At 65.2% G+C, this 18,697-nt stretch carries 10 protein-coding genes; 6 read left to right on the top strand and 4 right to left on the bottom strand.

Annotated features, from left to right (window positions below):
* Positions 1-54 precede the first annotated feature (54 nt).
* From gcvP to ACEN8U_RS14040, 4 genes are all read left to right on the top strand, one after another.
* Positions 55-2,991, top strand: a complete 2,937-nt coding sequence (gcvP, locus tag ACEN8U_RS14055; RefSeq protein ID WP_310104466.1) for an aminomethyl-transferring glycine dehydrogenase — start codon at positions 55-57, stop codon at positions 2,989-2,991.
* Between the two features lie 116 nt (positions 2,992-3,107).
* Positions 3,108-4,238, top strand: a complete 1,131-nt coding sequence (locus ACEN8U_RS14050) for an alginate lyase family protein (RefSeq protein ID WP_310104469.1) — start codon at positions 3,108-3,110, stop codon at positions 4,236-4,238.
* Between the two features lie 28 nt (positions 4,239-4,266).
* On the top strand, positions 4,267-5,655 hold the full coding sequence (locus ACEN8U_RS14045; protein ID WP_015004074.1) for an L-serine ammonia-lyase: 1,389 nt from the start codon (positions 4,267-4,269) through the stop codon (positions 5,653-5,655).
* A 265-nt stretch (positions 5,656-5,920) separates the two neighbouring features.
* Positions 5,921-7,639 carry a thiamine pyrophosphate-binding protein gene (locus tag ACEN8U_RS14040; RefSeq protein ID WP_310104473.1) on the top strand — a complete coding sequence of 573 codons (1,719 nt, stop codon included), beginning with the start codon at positions 5,921-5,923 and terminating at the stop codon, positions 7,637-7,639.
* Positions 7,640-7,732: 93 nt separating this feature from the next.
* Here the strand turns inward: ACEN8U_RS14040 and ACEN8U_RS14035 are convergent, their stop codons facing one another.
* Positions 7,733-8,881, bottom strand: a complete 1,149-nt coding sequence (locus tag ACEN8U_RS14035) for a branched-chain amino acid ABC transporter substrate-binding protein (protein WP_013590047.1) — start codon at positions 8,879-8,881, stop codon at positions 7,733-7,735.
* 93 nt (positions 8,882-8,974) lie between these two features.
* Positions 8,975-12,904, bottom strand: a complete 3,930-nt coding sequence (gene putA, locus ACEN8U_RS14030; protein ID WP_310104478.1) for a trifunctional transcriptional regulator/proline dehydrogenase/L-glutamate gamma-semialdehyde dehydrogenase — start codon at positions 12,902-12,904, stop codon at positions 8,975-8,977.
* Positions 12,905-13,210: 306 nt separating this feature from the next.
* Between putA and ACEN8U_RS14025 the strand changes: the two genes are divergently transcribed.
* Complete coding sequence (locus ACEN8U_RS14025; RefSeq protein WP_167330881.1) at positions 13,211-13,363, top strand: hypothetical protein; 153 nt, start codon at positions 13,211-13,213, stop codon at positions 13,361-13,363.
* Between the two features lie 365 nt (positions 13,364-13,728).
* Here the strand turns inward: ACEN8U_RS14025 and ACEN8U_RS14020 are convergent, their stop codons facing one another.
* Both ACEN8U_RS14020 and hemE read right to left on the bottom strand, forming a co-directional pair.
* The gene (locus tag ACEN8U_RS14020) at positions 13,729-15,975 is read right to left on the bottom strand and encodes a primosomal protein N' (RefSeq protein ID WP_310104481.1); all 2,247 of its coding nucleotides are present in this window, start codon (positions 15,973-15,975) and stop codon (positions 13,729-13,731) included.
* Positions 15,976-16,450: 475 nt separating this feature from the next.
* The gene (gene hemE, locus ACEN8U_RS14015; protein ID WP_310104484.1) at positions 16,451-17,551 is read right to left on the bottom strand and encodes a uroporphyrinogen decarboxylase; all 1,101 of its coding nucleotides are present in this window, start codon (positions 17,549-17,551) and stop codon (positions 16,451-16,453) included.
* A 211-nt stretch (positions 17,552-17,762) separates the two neighbouring features.
* Here hemE and ACEN8U_RS14010 point away from each other — a divergent pair, with 211 nt between their 5' ends.
* A complete protein-coding gene (locus tag ACEN8U_RS14010; protein ID WP_041746419.1) occupies positions 17,763-18,560 on the top strand; it encodes a transporter substrate-binding domain-containing protein in 798 nt (265 codons plus the stop codon).
* Positions 18,561-18,697: the final 137 nt, after the last annotated feature.

Here is an 18,697-nt window from a genome sequence, read left to right as displayed (position 1 = left end):
CCGTCAGGTGCGGCGCGCCCTTCGCATAAGGCCGGCCGCACCGCCAGGAACACCATGAAGCTCGAACACCCGGATCGTCTGATGAACCGCACTCCTCTCTCGCTTGCCGCGCTCGAAGTGCATGACGCCTTCGCCGAACGGCACATCGGCCCGGATTCGGCCGACCAGCAAGCCATGCTCGAAGCGCTCGGCTTCGCGTCGCGCGCGGCGCTGATCGACGCCGTCATTCCGAAGACGATCCGCCGCACCGAGCCGCTGCCGCTCGGCCCGTTCGCGCAGCCGAAAAGCGAGGCCGAAGCGCTCGCCGCCCTGCGCGAGCTGGCGGACAAGAACCAGGTGTTCCGCTCGTACATCGGGCAGGGCTATTACAACGCACACACGCCGACGGTGATCCTGCGCAACGTGCTGGAAAATCCGGCTTGGTACACGGCTTACACGCCGTATCAGCCGGAAATTTCACAGGGCCGTCTGGAAGCGCTGCTGAACTTTCAGCAGATGGTGGTCGATCTGACCGGCCTCGCCATTTCCAATGCGTCCTTGCTCGACGAAGCCACCGCCGCGGCCGAAGCCATGACGCTGCTGCAGCGCGTCGGCAAACCGAAGTCGAATGTGTTCTACGTCGCCGACGACGTGCTGCCGCAAACCATCGAAGTGGTGAAAACGCGCGCCACGCCGGTCGGCATCGAAGTCAAGGTCGGTCCCGCAGATGAAGCCGCGAACGCGAACGCATTCGGCGTGCTGCTGCAATATCCGGGCGTGAACGGCGACGTGCGCGACTACCGCGCGCTCACCGAAGCCATCCACGCAGCGGGCGGCCACGTGGTCGTCGCCGCCGACCTGCTCGCGCTCACCGTGCTCACGCCGCCGGGCGAATGGGGCGCGGATGTGGCGGTCGGCAATACGCAGCGTTTCGGCGTGCCGGTCGGCTTCGGCGGTCCGCACGCGGCTTACCTTGCGGTGCGCGATGAATTCAAGCGTCAGATGCCGGGCCGTCTCGTCGGCGTGACGGTCGACGCGCAAGGCAACCCCGCGCTGCGCCTCGCGCTGCAAACGCGCGAACAGCACATTCGCCGCGAAAAGGCGACGTCGAATGTATGTACCGCGCAGGCGCTCCTCGCCATCATGGCCAGCATGTACGCGGTCTATCACGGCCCGCGCGGCCTGAAGACCATCGCGCTGCGCGTGAACCGCATCGCCGCGTTGCTCGCGCAAGGCGCGAAGCAGCTCGGCTACTCGCTCGTCAACGAAACGTTTTTTGACACGCTCACGTTCGACACCGGCGCGCGCACGCAGGCGCTGCACGACGCAGCCAACGCAAAGCGCATCAACCTGCGCCGTGTGAGCGAGACGCAAGTTGGCGTGTCGATCGACGAAACGACCACGCGCGGCGATCTCGCCGATCTGCTCGCCGTCTTCGCGCAAGCCGCGGGCGCAAGCGACGTGCCGCAAGTCGACGCGCTGGACTCGGCAGTGGTGGCTTCGGACACGGCGTCGGTGCCGGCATCGCTCGAACGCACGAGCGCCTACCTCACGCATCACGTGTTCAACCGTCATCATTCGGAAACGGAAATGCTGCGTTATCTGCGCAGCCTGTCGGACAAAGACCTCGCGCTCGACCGTTCGATGATTCCGCTCGGCTCGTGCACGATGAAACTGAACGCGACCTCGGAAATGCTGCCGGTCACGTGGCCCGAATTCGGCCAGATCCATCCGTTCGCGCCGGCCGAGCAAACCGTCGGCTACCGCGAAATGATCGATCAGTTGGAGGCCATGCTGGTCGCGGCCACCGGCTACGCGGCCGTGTCGTTGCAGCCGAACGCGGGCTCGCAGGGCGAATACGCGGGCCTCCTGATCATCCACGCGTACCACGCGTCGCGCGGCGAGGCTCATCGCAACGTCTGCCTGATTCCCGCTTCGGCGCACGGCACGAACCCGGCTTCGGCGCAAATGGCCGGCATGCAGGTCGTGGTCGTTGCCTGCGACGCGCAAGGCAACGTCGACATCGAAGATCTGAAGAAGAAGGCCGATCAGCACGCCGACAAACTCGCGGCGATCATGATCACGTATCCGTCCACGCACGGCGTGTTCGAACAGAATGTGCGCGAAATCTGCGAGATCGTGCATGCGCGCGGCGGTCAGGTCTATGTAGACGGCGCGAACATGAACGCCATGGTCGGTCTGACGGCGCCGGGCCAGTTCGGCGGCGACGTCTCGCACCTGAACCTGCACAAGACCTTCTGCATTCCGCACGGCGGCGGCGGACCGGGCGTCGGTCCGGTCGCGGTCGGCGCGCATCTCGCGCAATTCCTGCCGAACCAGATTTCGTCGGGCTACGAACGCGCGCCCAACGGCATCGGCGCTGTGTCCGGCGCGCCGTACGGCTCGGCGTCGATCCTGCCGATCTCGTGGATGTACATCGCAATGATGGGCGCGAAGAACCTCACGGCGGCGACGGAAACCGCGATCCTCAATGCGAACTATGTGGCGAAGAAGTTGGCGCCGCATTATCCGGTGCTGTACTCGGGCCCGGGCGGCCTCGTCGCGCACGAATGCATTCTGGATCTGCGTCCCATCAAGGAAACGAGCGGCATTACCGTCGACGACGTCGCCAAGCGCCTCGCCGATTACGGCTTCCACGCGCCGACCATGAGCTTCCCGGTGCCGGGCACGCTGATGGTGGAGCCGACGGAATCGGAATCGAAGGAAGAGCTCGACCGTTTTATCGAAGCGATGATTGCGATCCGCGAAGAAATCCGCGCGGTCGAAGAAGGCCGCGCCGACCGCGAGGACAATCCGCTGAAGCACGCGCCGCACACGGCCGCGGTCGTGATCGCCGACGCATGGAAGCACGCGTACTCGCGTGAAACGGCGGCTTATCCGCTGCCCACGCTGATCGCGAAAAAGTACTGGCCGCCGGTCGGCCGTGCGGACAACGTATACGGCGATCGCAATCTGTTCTGCTCCTGCGTGCCGGTCGCGGATTACGAGTAAGACTGGCTTTAAACGTGCGCCGTCCGCCGGTGGCAGGCGGGCGGTGCGCGGTTCTGTCGCTTCACGCCGCAAACGGCTAACATCTCACACCGAATCAGCCCAACGAGGAGTTTCGCATGGTGCGAAAGGTGCGATTGATGCAAAGCCCGGCCGAAGCAATGCGAGTGCACATGCGGCGGCAAGCGTGCGGCTGGCTCTTTGCCGGCGCCGCCGTGCTGCTGCCGCTGCGGTATGCGCAAGCCGCGATGAATTTCTGCGCGGCCCCCGCGTGGCAAACCAGCGAGCGCACCAACGCCGATCCTGGCGTGAAGGCTTTGGTGAGCAATGTGCAGGCGCATCTGAACGACCCGCCTCATGCGCAGGCGAGGCTGCACACCGAAGGCACGCTGCCGCACGAGGGCATCTACGATCAGAGCGTGGAAGCGGAGAAGGACCTCGCGTTGCTGCGCGACGCCGCGCTCGCGTGGCGCGCCACCAGCGACGACCGCTATCTGAAGCTCGTCGACCGCTTGCTGTACGCGTGGGTCACGACCTACCAGCCGAGCTTCAATCCCATCGACGAAACGCATTTCGAAGGCCTGATTCTCGCGTATGACATGACCGCGAGCGCGCTGCCGGTGAAAACGCGCAACGCGTCGATGGCGTTTCTCACCAAACTCGCCAACGGCTATATCGCACAAATCGACGCGCAGCCGCGTCCGCTGAAAGGCAATTACCGGAACAACTGGCAGAGCCACCGGATCAAACTGATAGCAATGGCCGCCTTCACGCTCGACAACCGCAAGATGATCAACGCGGCGCAGCGTCTCTTTGTCGAGCATGTGGGCGACAACGTCGAGCCGGATGGATCGACCATCGATTTCGCCGAACGTGACGCGCTGCACTACGTCACGTACGATCTGCAGCCGCTCGTGACCGCCGCGCTCGCCGCCCGCCGCCACAACCGCAACTGGCTGCCGGAAAAGGGCGCGAACGGCGCGTCGCTGCAAGCCGCGCTCAACTGGCTCGCGCCGTATGCGAACGGCAGCAAGACGCATGAGGAGTTCGTGCATTCGAGCGTCGCGTTCGACGCAAAACGTCGCGAAGCCGGCTTGCCCGGCTATTCGGGCCAGTGGGATCCGAAGAACGCGGCGGAACTGTTTCACCTGGCGGCGCGTCTCGACGGACGCTATACGCCGATCGCGCTGCAACTCGCAGCGACGCCGCCGGCATGGCTCGCCGTGTGTTTGCCGATGCCGGCGCGCTAAACCAACACTTCATCAGCAGGAGCAGTCAATGGCAGTCAGTGTGTTCGATCTCTTCAAAATCGGCATCGGTCCGTCAAGCTCGCATACGGTCGGGCCGATGCGCGCGGCGCTGATGTTCGCGCAAGGGCTCGAACGCGACGGGCTGCTCGTGAACACCGCGTCAGTAAAGGTGGATTTGTACGGCTCGCTCGGCGCAACGGGCAAAGGGCACGGCACGGACCGCGGCGTGATGCTCGGCCTGATGGGCGACGCGCCCGACACCGTGAATCCCGACACGATTGCGCAGCGGCTCGAAGCGGTCCGCACCACGCGCAAGCTCGCGTTGCTCGGCACGCACGAGGTGCCGTTCGTGCAGAAGGATCACATTTCTTTCTATCGGCAGGCGCTGCCCGAACACCCGAACGGCCTGAAGCTGCGCGCGTTCGACGCGCAAGGCGACACGTTGCGCGAGTCGACGTATTTGTCCGTGGGCGGCGGCTTCGTTGTCACGGCCGGCGCGCCGAACACCAAAGTGCTCAGCGCCGTGGATCAACTGCCGCATTCGTTTCGCACCGGCAACGAGTTGCTCGCGCTGTGCGAATCGACCGGTAAAAGCATCGCGCAATTGATGTGGGACAACGAGCGGGCCTGGCACACCGAAGAGGAAACGCGCGCGGGCCTGCTGAAGATCTGGGAGGTCATGCAGTCGTGTGTGTCGCGCGGCTGCGGCATCAACAATCCGGATGCCGACGGCAATCTGCCCGGTCCGTTCCAGGTGAAGCGCCGCGCGCCGCAGCTGTATCGCGCGCTGTCGGGCAACCCGGAACTGGCTTTGCGCGATCCGCTTTCCATGGTCGACTGGATCAATCTGTACGCGATTGCCGTCAATGAGGAAAACGCCGCGGGCGGGCGCGTCGTCACCGCGCCGACCAACGGCGCGGCCGGCATCATTCCAGCCGTGCTGCATTACTACACGCGCTTCATGCCCGGCGCGAACGAGCAGGGCGTGATCGACTTTCTGATGACGGCTGCGGCCATCGGCATTCTGTACAAGCTGAACGCGTCCATTTCCGGCGCGGAAGTGGGATGTCAGGGCGAAGTGGGCGTGGCATGCTCGATGGCGGCAGGCGCGCTGGCTGCGGTCATGGGCGGCACGCCCAAGCAGGTCGAAAACGCAGCCGAGATCGGCATGGAGCATAACCTCGGGCTCACGTGCGATCCGGTCGGCGGCATGGTGCAGATTCCGTGCATCGAACGCAATGCAATGGCATCGGTGAAAGCGGTCAACGCGGCGCGCATGGCGCTGCGCGGCGACGGCAGCCACTACGTGTCGCTCGATTCCGTCATCAAGACGATGCGCGAGACCGGCGCCGATATGAAGACAAAGTATAAGGAAACGTCGCGCGGCGGCCTGGCGGTGAATATCGTCGAGTGCTGACGATTCGCTGTTCGTCTGGCGATGGCTTGACAGCGGCTTGACGGCGCCCGGATGATTGTGCGGCGCATGCGAACGCGGGCTCTCGGGCCCGCGCTTTCAGGTACGCGAGCGCCGACCGGCGTCTTCCGCGTGATCATGCATTGCGCTGCGCCGTGACACTGCACGCCCTGTCGGCGTAAGCTGTCAAAGCGCCGGTCGGCCTACTTCGCAGTCGATCCGGCATCCGACCGCACTCATGCACTCACAGCCTGGAGGCTTCATCGCGATGTCGCAGCCGAATGCTCCCGTTTCCGATTCTGCCGCCGCTCGAACCACGGGCGCGCGCCTCGTGGTCGATGCCTTGCTCACGCACGGCGTCGAACGTGTTTTCTGCGTACCCGGCGAGAGCTTTCTCGCGGTGCTCGATTCGCTGCACGACGAAACCGGACGCATTCAGACGATTGTCTGCCGTCATGAAGCCGCGGCCGCCAACATGGCCGAAGCGGTGGGCAAGCTGACCGGCCGTCCGGGCGTCGCGCTCGTTACGCGAGGACCCGGCGCCACGCATGCGTCCATCGGCGTGCATACCGCGTTTCAGGACTCCACGCCGATGATTCTGCTGATCGGCCAATGCGCGCGCGAGCATCTGGACCGCGAGGCGTTTCAGGAGATCGACTATCGGCGCATGTTCGGGCAAATGGCGAAGTGGGTCGCGCAGATCGACGATCCGAAGCGCATTCCCGAGTATTTGAGCCACGCATTTCACACGGCGACTTCCGGGCGGCCGGGGCCGGTCGTGCTGTCCTTGCCCGAAGATGTGCTGAGCGACGCGTGCGACGCCGTGCCCGGCGCGCCCGCTTATCAGCGCGTGGCCGCGTCGCCGTCGGCGGCGCAGATGGACAAGTTGCGCGATCTACTTGTGCGCGCGCAACGGGCCATGGTGATCGCGGGCGGCAGCGGCTGGACGTCGGCCGCCTGCGCGGATCTGCAACGCTTCGTCGAAAACTGGCAATTGCCGATTGGCCTTGCGTTCCGCTATCAGGACACGCTGAATAACGAGCATCCGAACTATGCCGGCGACGTCGGCCTCGGCATCAACCCGGCGCTTGCGCAGCGCATCCGCGATGCGGACCTGTTGCTCGCGCTCGGGCCGCGACTCGGCGAGGCCACGACGAACGGCTACACGTTGCTCGACATTCCGAAGACGAAGCAGACCCTCGTTCACGTGCATCAAGGTGCGGAAGAGCTCGGACGCGTGTATGCCGCCGATTTGCCGATCGTCTCCGGCATGCCGGAACTCGCGGCGGCGCTTGCGGCTTTGCAGCCGTCAGTTGGCCCGCTGCCGTGGACGGGCGCGGCGCAAGAGGCGCATCGCGCGTATCTGGCGTGGCGCGAGCCGCGCCCCATTCCCGGCGATGTGCAGATGGGCGAAGTCATTCAACAGTTGCGCGCGCAACTTCCTGACGACGCGATTCTCACGAACGGCGCGGGCAATTACGCGACGTGGCTGCATCGGCACTTTTCGTATCGTCAGTACCGTTCGCAGCTGGCGCCGACCAGCGGCGCGATGGGCTACGGCGTGCCGGCCGCGATCGCCGCGAAGTCGCTGTATCCGCAGCGAGCGGTTGTGGCGCTCGCCGGAGACGGCTGCTTCATGATGGCCGCACAGGAACTGGCGACGGCGATGCAATACGATCTGCATGTGCTTTTCATCGTCGTGAACAACAGTCAGTTCGGCACGATCCGCATGCATCAGGAGCGGCATTATCCGCATCGCGTGCATGGCACAGGGCTCACCAATCCCGACTTCGCGGCGTTCGCGCGGTCGTTCGGCGCGCATGGCGAGACGGTTGAACGCACCGAAGAATTTCTGCCGGCGTTGCGGCGTTCACTGGAGGCTAAGCGCGCCGCGTTGATCGAGATCCGCATGCCGCAGGAGGCGAGTACGCCCGGCGCGACACTGGAACAGATTCGGGAGCAGGGGAGGAAGTTGAGGGGGGAGTGAGGGCGAGTGAAAAGCAGCAACTCTGCAAAAGCCCATAAAAAAACCCCGCCGAAGCGGGGTCCTTGACGACGTCAAACAAGCTGCAAAATCAGCTTACTTGCCGCCCACGCTTTGCAGCGTCGTCCACTTGCCGTCGACAACCTTGTACAGCGTGATGCCGCCGTTCTTCAGGTCGCCCTTGGCGTCGTACGACAGATTCGACGACGTCACCGCCGGCATCGACGTCTTCGCGAGCAGCGGCAGGTACTTGGCCGGGTCCGTCGAGTTCGCTTTCTTCATGGCGGCAAACATGGCCATCGCGCCGTCGTAGGCGTACGGCGAGTACGTTTGCACGTCTTCGTTGAAGCGCTTCTTGTACTTTGCGACGTAGTCCTTGCCGCCCGGCATTTCTTCCAGCGGCAGGCCGGCGAGCGAGGCCACCGTGCCGTTCGCCGCGTCGCCCGCAATCTGGATGAAGGTCGGCGTGTGGACCATTTCGCCGCCCATCAGCGGCGCCTTGATGCCGAGCGCCTTCATCTGCTTGACCATCGGCGCTGCCTGCGAATCCGCGCCGCCGTAGTAGATCAGGTCCGGATTGACCGACTTCACCTTGGTCAGAATCGACTTGAAGTCGACTGCCTTGTCGTTCGTGTATTCACGATCGACGATCGAACCGCCCGCCGCCTTCGCCGCCTTCTCGAACTGATCGGCAAGACCCTGGCCATATGCCGTGCGGTCGTCGATGATCACGATCTTCTTTACGCCCAGGGACTTCACCGCGAACGCGCCGGCGACCGAACCTTGCTGCGTGTCGGACGTCATCATGCGGAACGTGGTCTTGAAACCTTGTTGCGTGTATTCAGGCGCCGTCGCCATGGCGATTTCGGGAATGCCCGCGTTCGCGTAGATGCGCGATGCCGGGATCGTCGTGCCCGAGTTGAAGTGGCCGAGCATGCCTTTGATGCCGTCGTCCACCAGCTTCTGCGCAACGGTCGTGCCGGTGCGCGGGTCGGCCTGGTCGTCGGCTGCGTCGAGCACGAAGCGCACCGGCTTGCCGCCGATCACCGGCTTCGTCGCGTTCATGTCTTCCACCGCCAGCGTGATGCCGTTCTGGAAGTCCTTGCCGTAGTGCGCCTGTGCGCCCGTCATCGGACCGGCAAAGCCGATCTTCACGTCTTCCGTGGATTGAGCGTTGGCCGTCCCCGCCACCGACATCGCCGCAACCAGCGCTGCGCCTGCCAGCTGTTTCATCTTGTGTTGCATATCTTCTCCTTGGTACCAGGTGTGGATGGAGCGGCTTCCGGGATCGCCGTTACCGCTTCCGTTTTAATGACCGCTTGAATCGGTGAGGTTCGCTCAGCCGATCGTCATCAAATTCGCATTGCCGCCGGCCGCGGCCGTGTTCACGCTGACCGAGCGTTCCGTCAGCAGACGCTCGAGCGCGTAGTCTTCGTCGCCGTTCTCCAGCGCGCGCGACGCGGCGCCTTGCACCGACACGATCGGGCCCGGGCGCTTCGCCACTTCCTTCACGAGCGTCAGCAGTTCGTCGCTGTCGCCTTCGAAGAGCACGGCGTCGAACGGTGTGTCGGCATTCTTGCGCACGCTCGCATACGGCTTGAGCGACGCGGGCAACTGCGCCACCAATTGTTCACCGGCAGCGCCTTCGAACAGCGCACGATTTCCCGTAGCCAGCGCGGCCGCCAACTGCATGCGCGCGCCGCTTGCCGTCGACGCAATGCAGAGCACCGTGCCGCGTGCGCCGAGCGTGTAGGTGTTGCGCTCGCCCGTCGGTCCGGACAGCACCGCCGTCGCGCCCGCCGGCATGTGCGACAGATAACCGTCGCAGCGCGCGGCCAGGTGCGGCTCGCGTTCGGCGATCAGCCAGTCGCGCAGCGCCGTCAGCGCGGCGGACGGATTGTCGCCCTTTTCCGCAGCTTGCGGGAGATCGGCGACGAGCGCCGCTGCAAGCGACTTCGGCAAGCCCGCCGGACGCGTGGCGAGCAGACGCTGCAGATACAGCGCGCCGCCGGCCTTCGGACCCGTGCCCGACAGGCCTTCGCCGCCGAACGGCTGCACGCCGACCACCGCGCCGATCACATTGCGGTTCACATAGATGTTGCCGACATGCGCGCGGCTGATCACGTGCGCAATGGTTTCGTCGATTCGCGTATGGATGCCGAGCGTCAGTCCGTAACCCGTGGCGCGGATCTGTTCGAGCAGCGTGTCGAGCTGGCTGCGGCGATAGCGCACCACGTGCAGCACCGGGCCGAACACTTCGCGCTTCAATTCGTCGATGCTGTCGAGTTCGATCAGCGTCGGCGGCACAAACGTGCCTTGTGCGCAGCTTTCCGGCAGCGGCAGTTGCTCGACCTTGCGGCCTTTTTCGCGCATCGCGGCGATATGCGCGTCGATGCCGCGCTTCGCTTCCACGTCGATCACCGGGCCGACATCGGTGGACAACCGGTCCGGATTGCCAACGCTCAGCTCACGCATTGCGCCCGTCAGCATTTCGAGCGTGCGGTCCGCGACGTCGTCCTGCAGGCACAGCACGCGCAACGCCGAGCACCGTTGACCGGCCGAATCGAACGACGACTGCAGCACGTCCGCCACCACCTGCTCCGCGAGCGCCGACGAGTCGACGATCATCGCGTTCTGACCGCCGGTTTCGGCGATCAGCGGAATCGGCTTGCCTTCGGGGTCGAGACGGCTCGAGAGCGTCTTGTTGATCAGGCGCGCGACTTCCGTGGAACCGGTGAACATCACGGCACGCGTGCGCGGGTCGGCCACCAGCGCGGCGCCGACCGTTTCGCCGTCGCCCGGCAGCAGTTGCACGGCGCCCGCCGGCACGCCGGCCTCGCGCAGAATGCGCACGGCTTGCGCGGCGATCAACGGCGTTTGCTCAGCGGGCTTCGCGAGCACCGTGTTGCCGGCTGCGAGCGCAGCGGCCACCTGGCCCATGAAAATCGCGAGCGGGAAGTTCCACGGGCTGATACACACGACCGGCCCGAGCGGACGATGCGTGTCGTTCGAAAACTCGCTGCGGATCTGCGCGGAGTAATAGCGCAGAAAGTCGATCGCTTCGCGGATTTCCGACACCGCGTTCGCGAGCGACTTGCCCGCTTCGCGCACGACGAGACCCATGAGCGTATGCATTTGCGCTTCGAGCAGATCGGCGGCGCGCGCGAGGCAATCGGCGCGCGCTTCGACCGGCGTCGCCTGCCAGATGGGCGCGGTGGCCACAGCGTGCGCGAGAGCGGCGCTCACATGTTCCGCGCTCGCTTCCACCACCGTGCCGACGAGGTCGCGATGATCCGCCGGGTTGCGCACGTCGCGCGCGTTGCCGAGCGCGATCTGATCGTCGGCGAGCATGGGCGCGGCGCGCCACGGATGGTTCGCGCTCGCGAGCAACGCCGACGACAGCGACGCGAGACGATGCTCGTTCGACAGATCGAGGCCCATCGAATTGAGGCGCTCGGCGCCATACAGATTGCGCGGCAACGGAATCTTGGCGTGCGGCGCGCCGAGCGGCACGATCTTCGACGCCTCGTCGACTGGATCGGCGATCAGGTCCTTGATCGCGACGTTTTCATCGGCGATGCGATTCACGAACGACGTGTTCGCGCCGTTTTCCAGCAGACGCCGCACGAGGTACGCGAGCAGCGTTTCATGCGTGCCGACGGGCGCATACACGCGGCACGGACGGTTCATCTTGTCGCGGCCCGTCACCTCTTCGTACAGCGGTTCGCCCATGCCGTGCAGGCACTGAAACTCGTACTGGCCCGGATAGTAGTTGTTGCCCGCGAGGTGATAGATCGCCGAGAGCGTGTGCGCGTTGTGCGTGGCGAACTGCGGATACACCGCGTCGGGCGCGCCGAGCAGCTTCTTCGCGCAGGCGAGGTACGACACGTCGGTGTAGACCTTGCGCGTGTAGACCGGGTAGCCTTCCAGGCCGTCCACTTGCGCGCGCTTGATTTCGGTGTCCCAGTACGCGCCCTTCACGAGGCGCACCATGATGCGGTGACGGCTGCGGCGCGCGAGGTCGACAATGTATTCGATCACGAACGGGCAGCGCTTCTGATAAGCCTGCACCACGAAGCCGATGCCGTTCCAGCCGGCCAGTTCCGGGTCGAAGCACAGTGCTTCGAGCAGATCGAGCGACAGTTCGAGGCGGTCGGCTTCTTCAGCGTCGATATTCAGGCCGATGTCGTAGCGGCGCGCGAGGACCGCAAGCGAACGCACACGCGGCAGCAGCTCGCTCATCGTGCGTTCCTGCTGCGAGCGCGAGTAACGCGGATGCAGCGCCGACAGCTTGATCGAGATGCCCGGGCCTTCGTAGATGCCGCGGCCGCCGGCCGCCTTGCCGATCGCGTGAATGGCCTGTTCGTACGACGCGTAGTAGCGCTGCGCGTCGGCCTCGGTGGTGGCCGCTTCGCCGAGCATGTCGTACGAGTAGCGGAAGCCGCGCGCTTCATACTTGCGGCTGTTCGCGAGCGCTTCGGAGATGTTCTCGCCCGTGACGAACTGCTCGCCCATCAGGCGCATCGCCATGTCCACGCCTTTGCGGATGAGCGGCTCGCCGCCCTTGCCGATCAGACGCGTAAGCGCCGACGACAGGCTCGTCTCGCTATTGGTCGTGACCAGCTTGCCGGTGATCATCAAGCCCCAGGTCGCCGCATTGACGAACAGCGAAGGCGCCTGGCCGACGTGCGATTTCCAGTCGCCCTTGCTGATCTTGTCGCGGATCAGCGCGTCACGGGTGGCGCGGTCGGGAATGCGCAGCAGCGCTTCGGCGAGACACATCAGCGCGACGCCTTCCTGGCTCGACAGCGAGAATTCGTGGATCAGACCTTCCACGCCGCCGCCGCGGCTCTTGCCGCGCAGCGTCTCGACGAGCTTGCCGGCGAGCGCCTCGACGTCGCCCGCGAGCTTCGCCGGCAGTCGCGCCTGCTCGAGCAGGAACGGCACGCATTCCGGCTCCGGCCGCCGGTAGGCCGCCGTGATCGCCGCGCGCAACACCGATTGCGGTTGCACGTTCTGCGCAAAATCGAGAAACGGATGCGCTGCGCCGTCCTCGTCGTGTTCGACCGCTGCGCCGTCTGCCATATCGGCTGAGCCCACCGCGCCGGACAACTCCGGCGGCAATTGGCCCTGCTCGATCTTTTCGAGGTACGCGAAAATCGCCTGCTTGATGAGCCAGTGCGGAGTGCGTTCGAGGCGGGTAGCGGCATCTTTCAGCCGTGAACGCAGGAGGTCGTCGACCTTGACGCCAAGGGTGGTGCTAGCCATGTTTCCTTCTTCGGAGACCCAACGCAATGCTGGTGAAAGACTAAAAGTTGGCCGAATCGTACGCCTCTCAATAAAAAGGTGCAACCGATGCGGAGAATCGGTTGCACCTGCGTGCAGCCCTTGTGTGGCGCGGGTTTGCGCCGGGTGGCGCCGCCGCCGCGGACCGCGGTAAGGATCGGTATTTTCCCTGGCCTCATTTCTTTTGCCCCGAGCCCTTATCAAACCGGACGGCGCGCCGTTATAGAAGTCATAGCGGGCGCGGCGTGAAGGCGCGCACAACAACAGTACGGGGTTGAGGACAGCGAAATGGAAAAGTGGCTTGTCGTATTGGGCATCTGGGTGATGTGCGCAGCGTGCGCCGTGCTGTTTATCCGCGGCGCAACGGCCCGGTCGGACAAGCGCGAGGCGTCCGAGGGACATGCATCGGCGGGGAAAGCGCAGACCGCGTTGAACGATTGAGCAACGCGGCGGTTCGGTAAAGCGGGGCGAGCTTTTTGGAGCTTTTCAGAGCTGCGGGTGAGCTTCATGTGCGCTCCGTGCGCGCTCGTCGACGACCGCCCTCGGGAACGTGAACAGGCGAATATCGTGAGATCCACCATGCTTTGCTCCAGCGACTATCGATCTTCCGCGCGCTACCGGCAGCTTGCGGTGCGCGGCGTTCACGTGGCCTCGCGTGCGTCGGCCGTGCTGGGGACACGCACCGCCACGCGCGTCGCGGCCCCCGCCGCAAGCTATTCGAATACCGTGCGAGCACGCGCCCGGACTGCCCGCAGCCGGTGCCGGTACTGACCCGATACTGACGGGCTGCATACGCCGGGCGGGACCTAGATGTCGAGCGGATCGACTTCCAGGCTCCAGCGCAGCACGCCCTTCAAGCCGCGCAAGAGCGGCTGCCACGCGCGCAGCGTGGCCTGCAGCGCGGCGCGCGATGCGCTTTCGATCAGCAATTGCGCGCGGTGCACATGCATCACCTTGACGATGGTGAGCGGCACCGCGTCGTACACGGTCACGCGTTCGGCGGCCGGAATGCCTGCCAGCTCGGCTGCCGCCTGCTGCAGGAAGGCAAGCGCGGCTTCAAGCGTGCGGCCCTCGGCGCGCAGCAGCGCCTGATAGACGAAGGGCGGCAGATGAGCGTCGCGCCGCTCGGCGAGCGTGGAGTTGGCGAACCCGACGTAATCGTGACGCCCCAGCGCGTGATAAAGCGCATGGCGCGGATAGCGCGTCTGCACCAGCACTTCGCCGGGCAGGCCGGCTCGGCCCGCGCGGCCGCTGACCTGCATCAGCTGCGCAAAGAGCCGCTCGCTCGCGCGGAAGTCGTGGGAAAAGAGCGCGGTGTCCGCGTTCAGCACGCCGACCAGCGACACGCGCTGGAAGTCATGTCCCTTCGCGATCATCTGGGTACCGACGAGAATGTCGACTTCGCCGGCGTGCACGTCTGAAAAGAGCGCCTCTGCGCTGCCCTTGCGGCGCGTGCTGTCCGCGTCGATACGGAGCACGCGCGCGCCCGGCACCGCGCTCGCCAGCGTTTCCTCCACACGTTGCGTGCCGCGGCCGAGCGGCGCGATGTCCACGTTGCCGCAGTCGGGACACGAGCGCGGAATGCGCGACTCCCAGCCGCAGTGATGACAGCGCAACGCGCGCTCGGGCTTGTGAAGCACCACATAGGCGCTGCAACGCGGGCAACCGGCGACCCAGCCGCAGGCATCGCAAGCAAGCTGAGGCGCGTAGCCGCGCCGGTTCAGAAACACGAGACTCTGTTCGCCGCGCTCGAGGCGCGTCTTCAGCGCCGCGATCAACGGACCCGACAATCCTTCCATCGACGCGCGGCCGCGCCGGCGCTCGTCCTCGAGATCGATCAGGCGCACGGTGGGGAGCACTGCGTCCGCGACGGCGCGGCGCGACAGCGTGAGCCGTCTGTAGCGCCCCTGCTCGGCCTGCCACCAGCTTTCCAGCGACGGCGTGGCCGACCCCAGCACAACCGGCAAGCCAAGCTGCTTCGCGCGATAGATGGCGAGGTCGCGCGCCGAATAACGCAGGCCTTCCTGCTGCTTGTAAGCCGGGTCGTGTTCCTCGTCGACCACAATGACAGCGAGCCGCGGCAGCGACGCGAGCACCGCGAGACGCGTGCCGAGCACGATCCGAGCGCGGCACGCGTGCGCCGCGAACCAGTTGCGCGCGCGCTCGCCCTCGGCGAGACCGCTGTGCAGCGTGACGATCGCCGTATCGGCGAGCGCCGCGAAGCGGGCGCGGAATGCCGCTTCGAACTGCGGCGTCAGATTGATCTCGGGCACCAGCACGAGCGCCTGCGCGGTGGCGTCGGCCGCGAGAATGGCGGCGAGCGCGCGCAAATACACTTCCGTTTTGCCGCTGCCCGTCACGCCATGCAGCAGGAACGGCGCGAAGCCGCGGGCGTCGCGAATGGCTTCGACGGCGGCCGACTGCTCGCCGGTGAGCGTGGGCAGCGTCTGCGGCTCTGCCGCGCCCGACGTGGTGGCGGGCAGGGCTGCGGCAGCATCGACGAGATCGAGCGCCACCCAGCCCTCCGCTTGCCATGCGGCGAGTGTCGCAATGGCTTTGGGGTGCAACGCGCGAGCGTCGGCGGCAAGGAGAAAGTCTGCCGCGGCGAGCGCCTCGGCGAGGTTTCGCAGCGCCGTGGCGCGCGCGGGCAAAGCGTCCGGCAACGCAGCGCGGCCTTGCGGCGTCAAGCTGTAGCGTTCTTCCGGGGCCAGCAGACGCGGCCAGCGCGCGGCGTCGCGCAGCGCCTGCGGCAACGCGGGCAACGCCACTTCCCCAAGGCCGCGCTGATAGTAGTCGGCGGCAAACGCAGCCAGCGCGAGCCACTCGGACGACAGCGGCGGACAGGCCGTGCACACGGCATTCACGGCCCGCAGGCGATCGGCGGGCACCTCGCTGTGAGCGGCCACTTCACACACGAGGCCCACCACGTCGCGCTTGCCGAACGGCACGCTGACGAGCATCCCCGGCCCCGCCGGCTCGGGCGCATTCCAGTGGTAATCGAACAGCGTCGGCAGCGGGTGATCCAATGCGACGCGCACAAACGTCCCGGTCATGCCGCCGCTTCGGTCATCGCGGGGGCGCGTCGCGTCATAGCGCCGCAGCCGGCTCGCCGCGTCGCCGGCCTTTGACCCGCCCCGCTGAAGTTAAAGTAAAACTTCAATTTCGACGCTAAGTTTTGGATTCGGCTGAACAATTGCTGTCGACCCCATACGCCTGTGGATAACTTTGTTGAGAACTTCGCTCCGACGGCCCGGAAACCGCGACGCAGCGGCCTTCTGTGGGGTTCCGCACATTGCTTGCAGGCGCCGTCAAAGCCTTGCCAGACAAGGCTGAGATCAAATGCGCACGCACTGTGCAAGGGTCCGGACACGACTAAACGTTCTACCGCGCCGCAACGTGATGAATGTGTATAAGTCAAGTCTTGACAACTGCAAGAGTGCCTGTGGACGGCCCGCGTACCGCGAAGTTTCCCTTAGGTGAAGAGCCCAGTTCGCTGCGGCGCAACAATAAACGGTAGAAGTTGCAACATCACTTCGGTGCGTGCGCGCCGCTGCGGATGGCGCGACTGTGGCGATGCACTTCGTCGACGAGTTCCGCCACGTTCTCCGGCGGCGTGAATTGCGAGATGCCGTGGCCGAGGTTGAACACATGCCCGGGGTGATTACCGAAGGCGTCGAGCACCGCACGCGCCTCCATGCGGATCGACGCGGGCGGCGCGAACAGGACGGACGGGTCGATATTGCCTTGCAAAGCGACCTTCGCGCCGACTCGCTCGCGCGCCTTCCGCAGGTTGACGGTCCAGTCGAGGCCTACTGCGTCGACACCCGTCTCGGCAATTTCATCGAGCCAGAGACCGCCGCCCTTCGTGAAGGTGATGACGGGCACCTTCTCGCCGTCATGCTCGCGCTTCAACTGATTCACGACCTGCTGAATGTAGTGCAGCGAGAAGCGCTGATAGGCGCCGTCCGCGAGTGCACCGCCCCACGTGTCGAAGATCATCACGGCCTGGGCGCCGGCTTCGATCTGTGCATTGAGATACGCGGCGACCGAACTCGCGTTGACTTCGAGGATGCGATGCATCAGGTCCGGGCGCGCATACAGCATGGATTTGACCGTGCGGAAGTCCGCGGAGCCGCCGCCTTCCACCATGTAGCAGGCCAACGTCCACGGGCTGCCGGAAAAGCCGATGAGCGGCACGCGTTGCCGGCCTTGCGCGTCGGTCAGCGCCCGGCGGATCTCGCGCACGGCGTCGGTCACATAGCCCAACGCGGCCTCGATGTCCGGCACGGCGAGGCGCGCGACGTCATCTTCAGTGCGCACCGGCCGCGCGAACGTCGGGCCCTCGCCGGCCACGAACTCCAGCCCAAGACCCATGGCGTCCGGCACGGTCAGGATGTCGGAAAACAGGATGGCGGCGTCGAGCGGATAGCGCTCGAGCGGCTGCAGCGTGACCTCCGTTGCGAACGCCGGATTCTTCGCGAGGCCGAGAAAGCTTCCCGCGCGCGCACGCGTGGCGTTGTATTCCGGCAAATAGCGGCCAGCTTGCCGCATCAACCAGACGGGCGTGTAGTCGGTCGGCTGGCGCAGCAGCGCGCGCAGGAAAGTGTCGTTCAGGAGGTTATGGGCCACGTTGCGTGCGACTGAGAGCAAAGGGGCATTTTACCGGACGGCGCCCGCCTCATTCCGCTGATGCCAGCAATAAGGTAAGTGCGTGAGGTTCTGGCTCATTGTCCGCAGGCGCGCGCCTTAAGGCAACCTGGCCGAATGGCCGATGTTCAACGGCGAATTGCCGGGCTATCATCCGACGAACTTACACAACAACGCACACCAAGGAGACTTGATGAAGAAGGTTGCACTCGCACTGCTCGGCGCGCTGGCGGGCATTCTGATCCACAGCGGCGCGGCACAGGCGCAGGCGTCCGGCACGGCAGCAACGGCGTCGCGGCTCGACGAGATTCTCGCTCGCGGCACGCTGCGCGCCTGTACCACCGGGGACTACAAGCCATATTCGTTTTACAAGGCGGATGGGCAATTCGAAGGCATCGATATCGACATGACGGAGTCGCTCGCGAAGTCGCTCGGCGTCAAGGCGGAGTACATCAAGACTTCGTGGTCGAATCTGATGAACGATTTCGTCGCCAGATGCGACATCGGAGTCGGCGGGGTGTCACCCACGCTCGAGCGGCAGAAGCGCGCATTCTTCACGCAGGCGTATATGGTCGACGGCAAGACGCCGATTGTCCGCTGCGACGACGTCAACAAATACCAGACCGTGGCGCAGATTGACCAGCCCGCCACGCGCGTCATTGTGAATCCCGGCGGCACCAACGAACGGTTCGCGAAGCAATTCTTCACGCACGCGAACGTGACCGTCTATCCTGATAACGTAACGATCTTCAAGCAGATCCTCGCCGGCAAGGCGGATGTCATGGTGACCGACGCGTCGGAAACCCTGCTGCAGCAAAAGCTTAATCCAGGCCTTTGCTCGGTCCACCCCGACAAGCCGTTCCAGTACGGCGAGAAAGCGTGGCTGCTGCCGCGCGGCGATGTGGTGTTCCAGCAATACGTCGACCAGTGGCTTCACCTGGCGCGAGCCACCGGCGAATATCAGGCAGTGTCGGATAAGTGGTTGAAGTGAACTAAGCCCTCGGGCCGCGGGCATTCCTGAAGCGTTGAGGGGCTCCGGCAGACTCGCAGCTGCGCGGAGGGACTCCGCCGGCTGCATTGTGTAACGCAGGCAGGCGCGTACAGCCATCGGCTTAGCGGAGATGAATT

Source organism: Paraburkholderia phenoliruptrix (genome assembly GCF_047325075.1).
In the GTDB taxonomy this organism is placed as follows: Bacteria; Pseudomonadota; Gammaproteobacteria; order Burkholderiales; family Burkholderiaceae; genus Paraburkholderia; species Paraburkholderia phenoliruptrix.
The sequence above is the reverse complement of the archived record's forward strand: the minus strand, read 5'-3'. Positions and strand labels throughout refer to the sequence as shown.

What these genes read in the sequence shown, in the direction of transcription:
- ACEN8U_RS14020 (WP_310104481.1), bottom strand. Translation starts at nt 15,975, where the DNA reads ATGACCGGGACGTTTGTGCGCGTCGCATTGGATCACCCGCTGCCGACG.
- putA (WP_310104478.1), bottom strand. Translation starts at nt 12,904, where the DNA reads ATGGCTAGCACCACCCTTGGCGTCAAGGTCGACGACCTCCTGCGTTCA.
- ACEN8U_RS14010 (WP_041746419.1), top strand. Translation starts at nt 17,763, where the DNA reads ATGAAGAAGGTTGCACTCGCACTGCTCGGCGCGCTGGCGGGCATTCTG.
- ACEN8U_RS14040 (WP_310104473.1), top strand. Translation starts at nt 5,921, where the DNA reads ATGTCGCAGCCGAATGCTCCCGTTTCCGATTCTGCCGCCGCTCGAACC.
- gcvP (WP_310104466.1), top strand. Translation starts at nt 55, where the DNA reads ATGAAGCTCGAACACCCGGATCGTCTGATGAACCGCACTCCTCTCTCG.
- ACEN8U_RS14045 (WP_015004074.1), top strand. Translation starts at nt 4,267, where the DNA reads ATGGCAGTCAGTGTGTTCGATCTCTTCAAAATCGGCATCGGTCCGTCA.
- ACEN8U_RS14025 (WP_167330881.1), top strand. Translation starts at nt 13,211, where the DNA reads ATGGAAAAGTGGCTTGTCGTATTGGGCATCTGGGTGATGTGCGCAGCG.
- ACEN8U_RS14050 (WP_310104469.1), top strand. Translation starts at nt 3,108, where the DNA reads ATGGTGCGAAAGGTGCGATTGATGCAAAGCCCGGCCGAAGCAATGCGA.
- ACEN8U_RS14035 (WP_013590047.1), bottom strand. Translation starts at nt 8,881, where the DNA reads ATGCAACACAAGATGAAACAGCTGGCAGGCGCAGCGCTGGTTGCGGCG.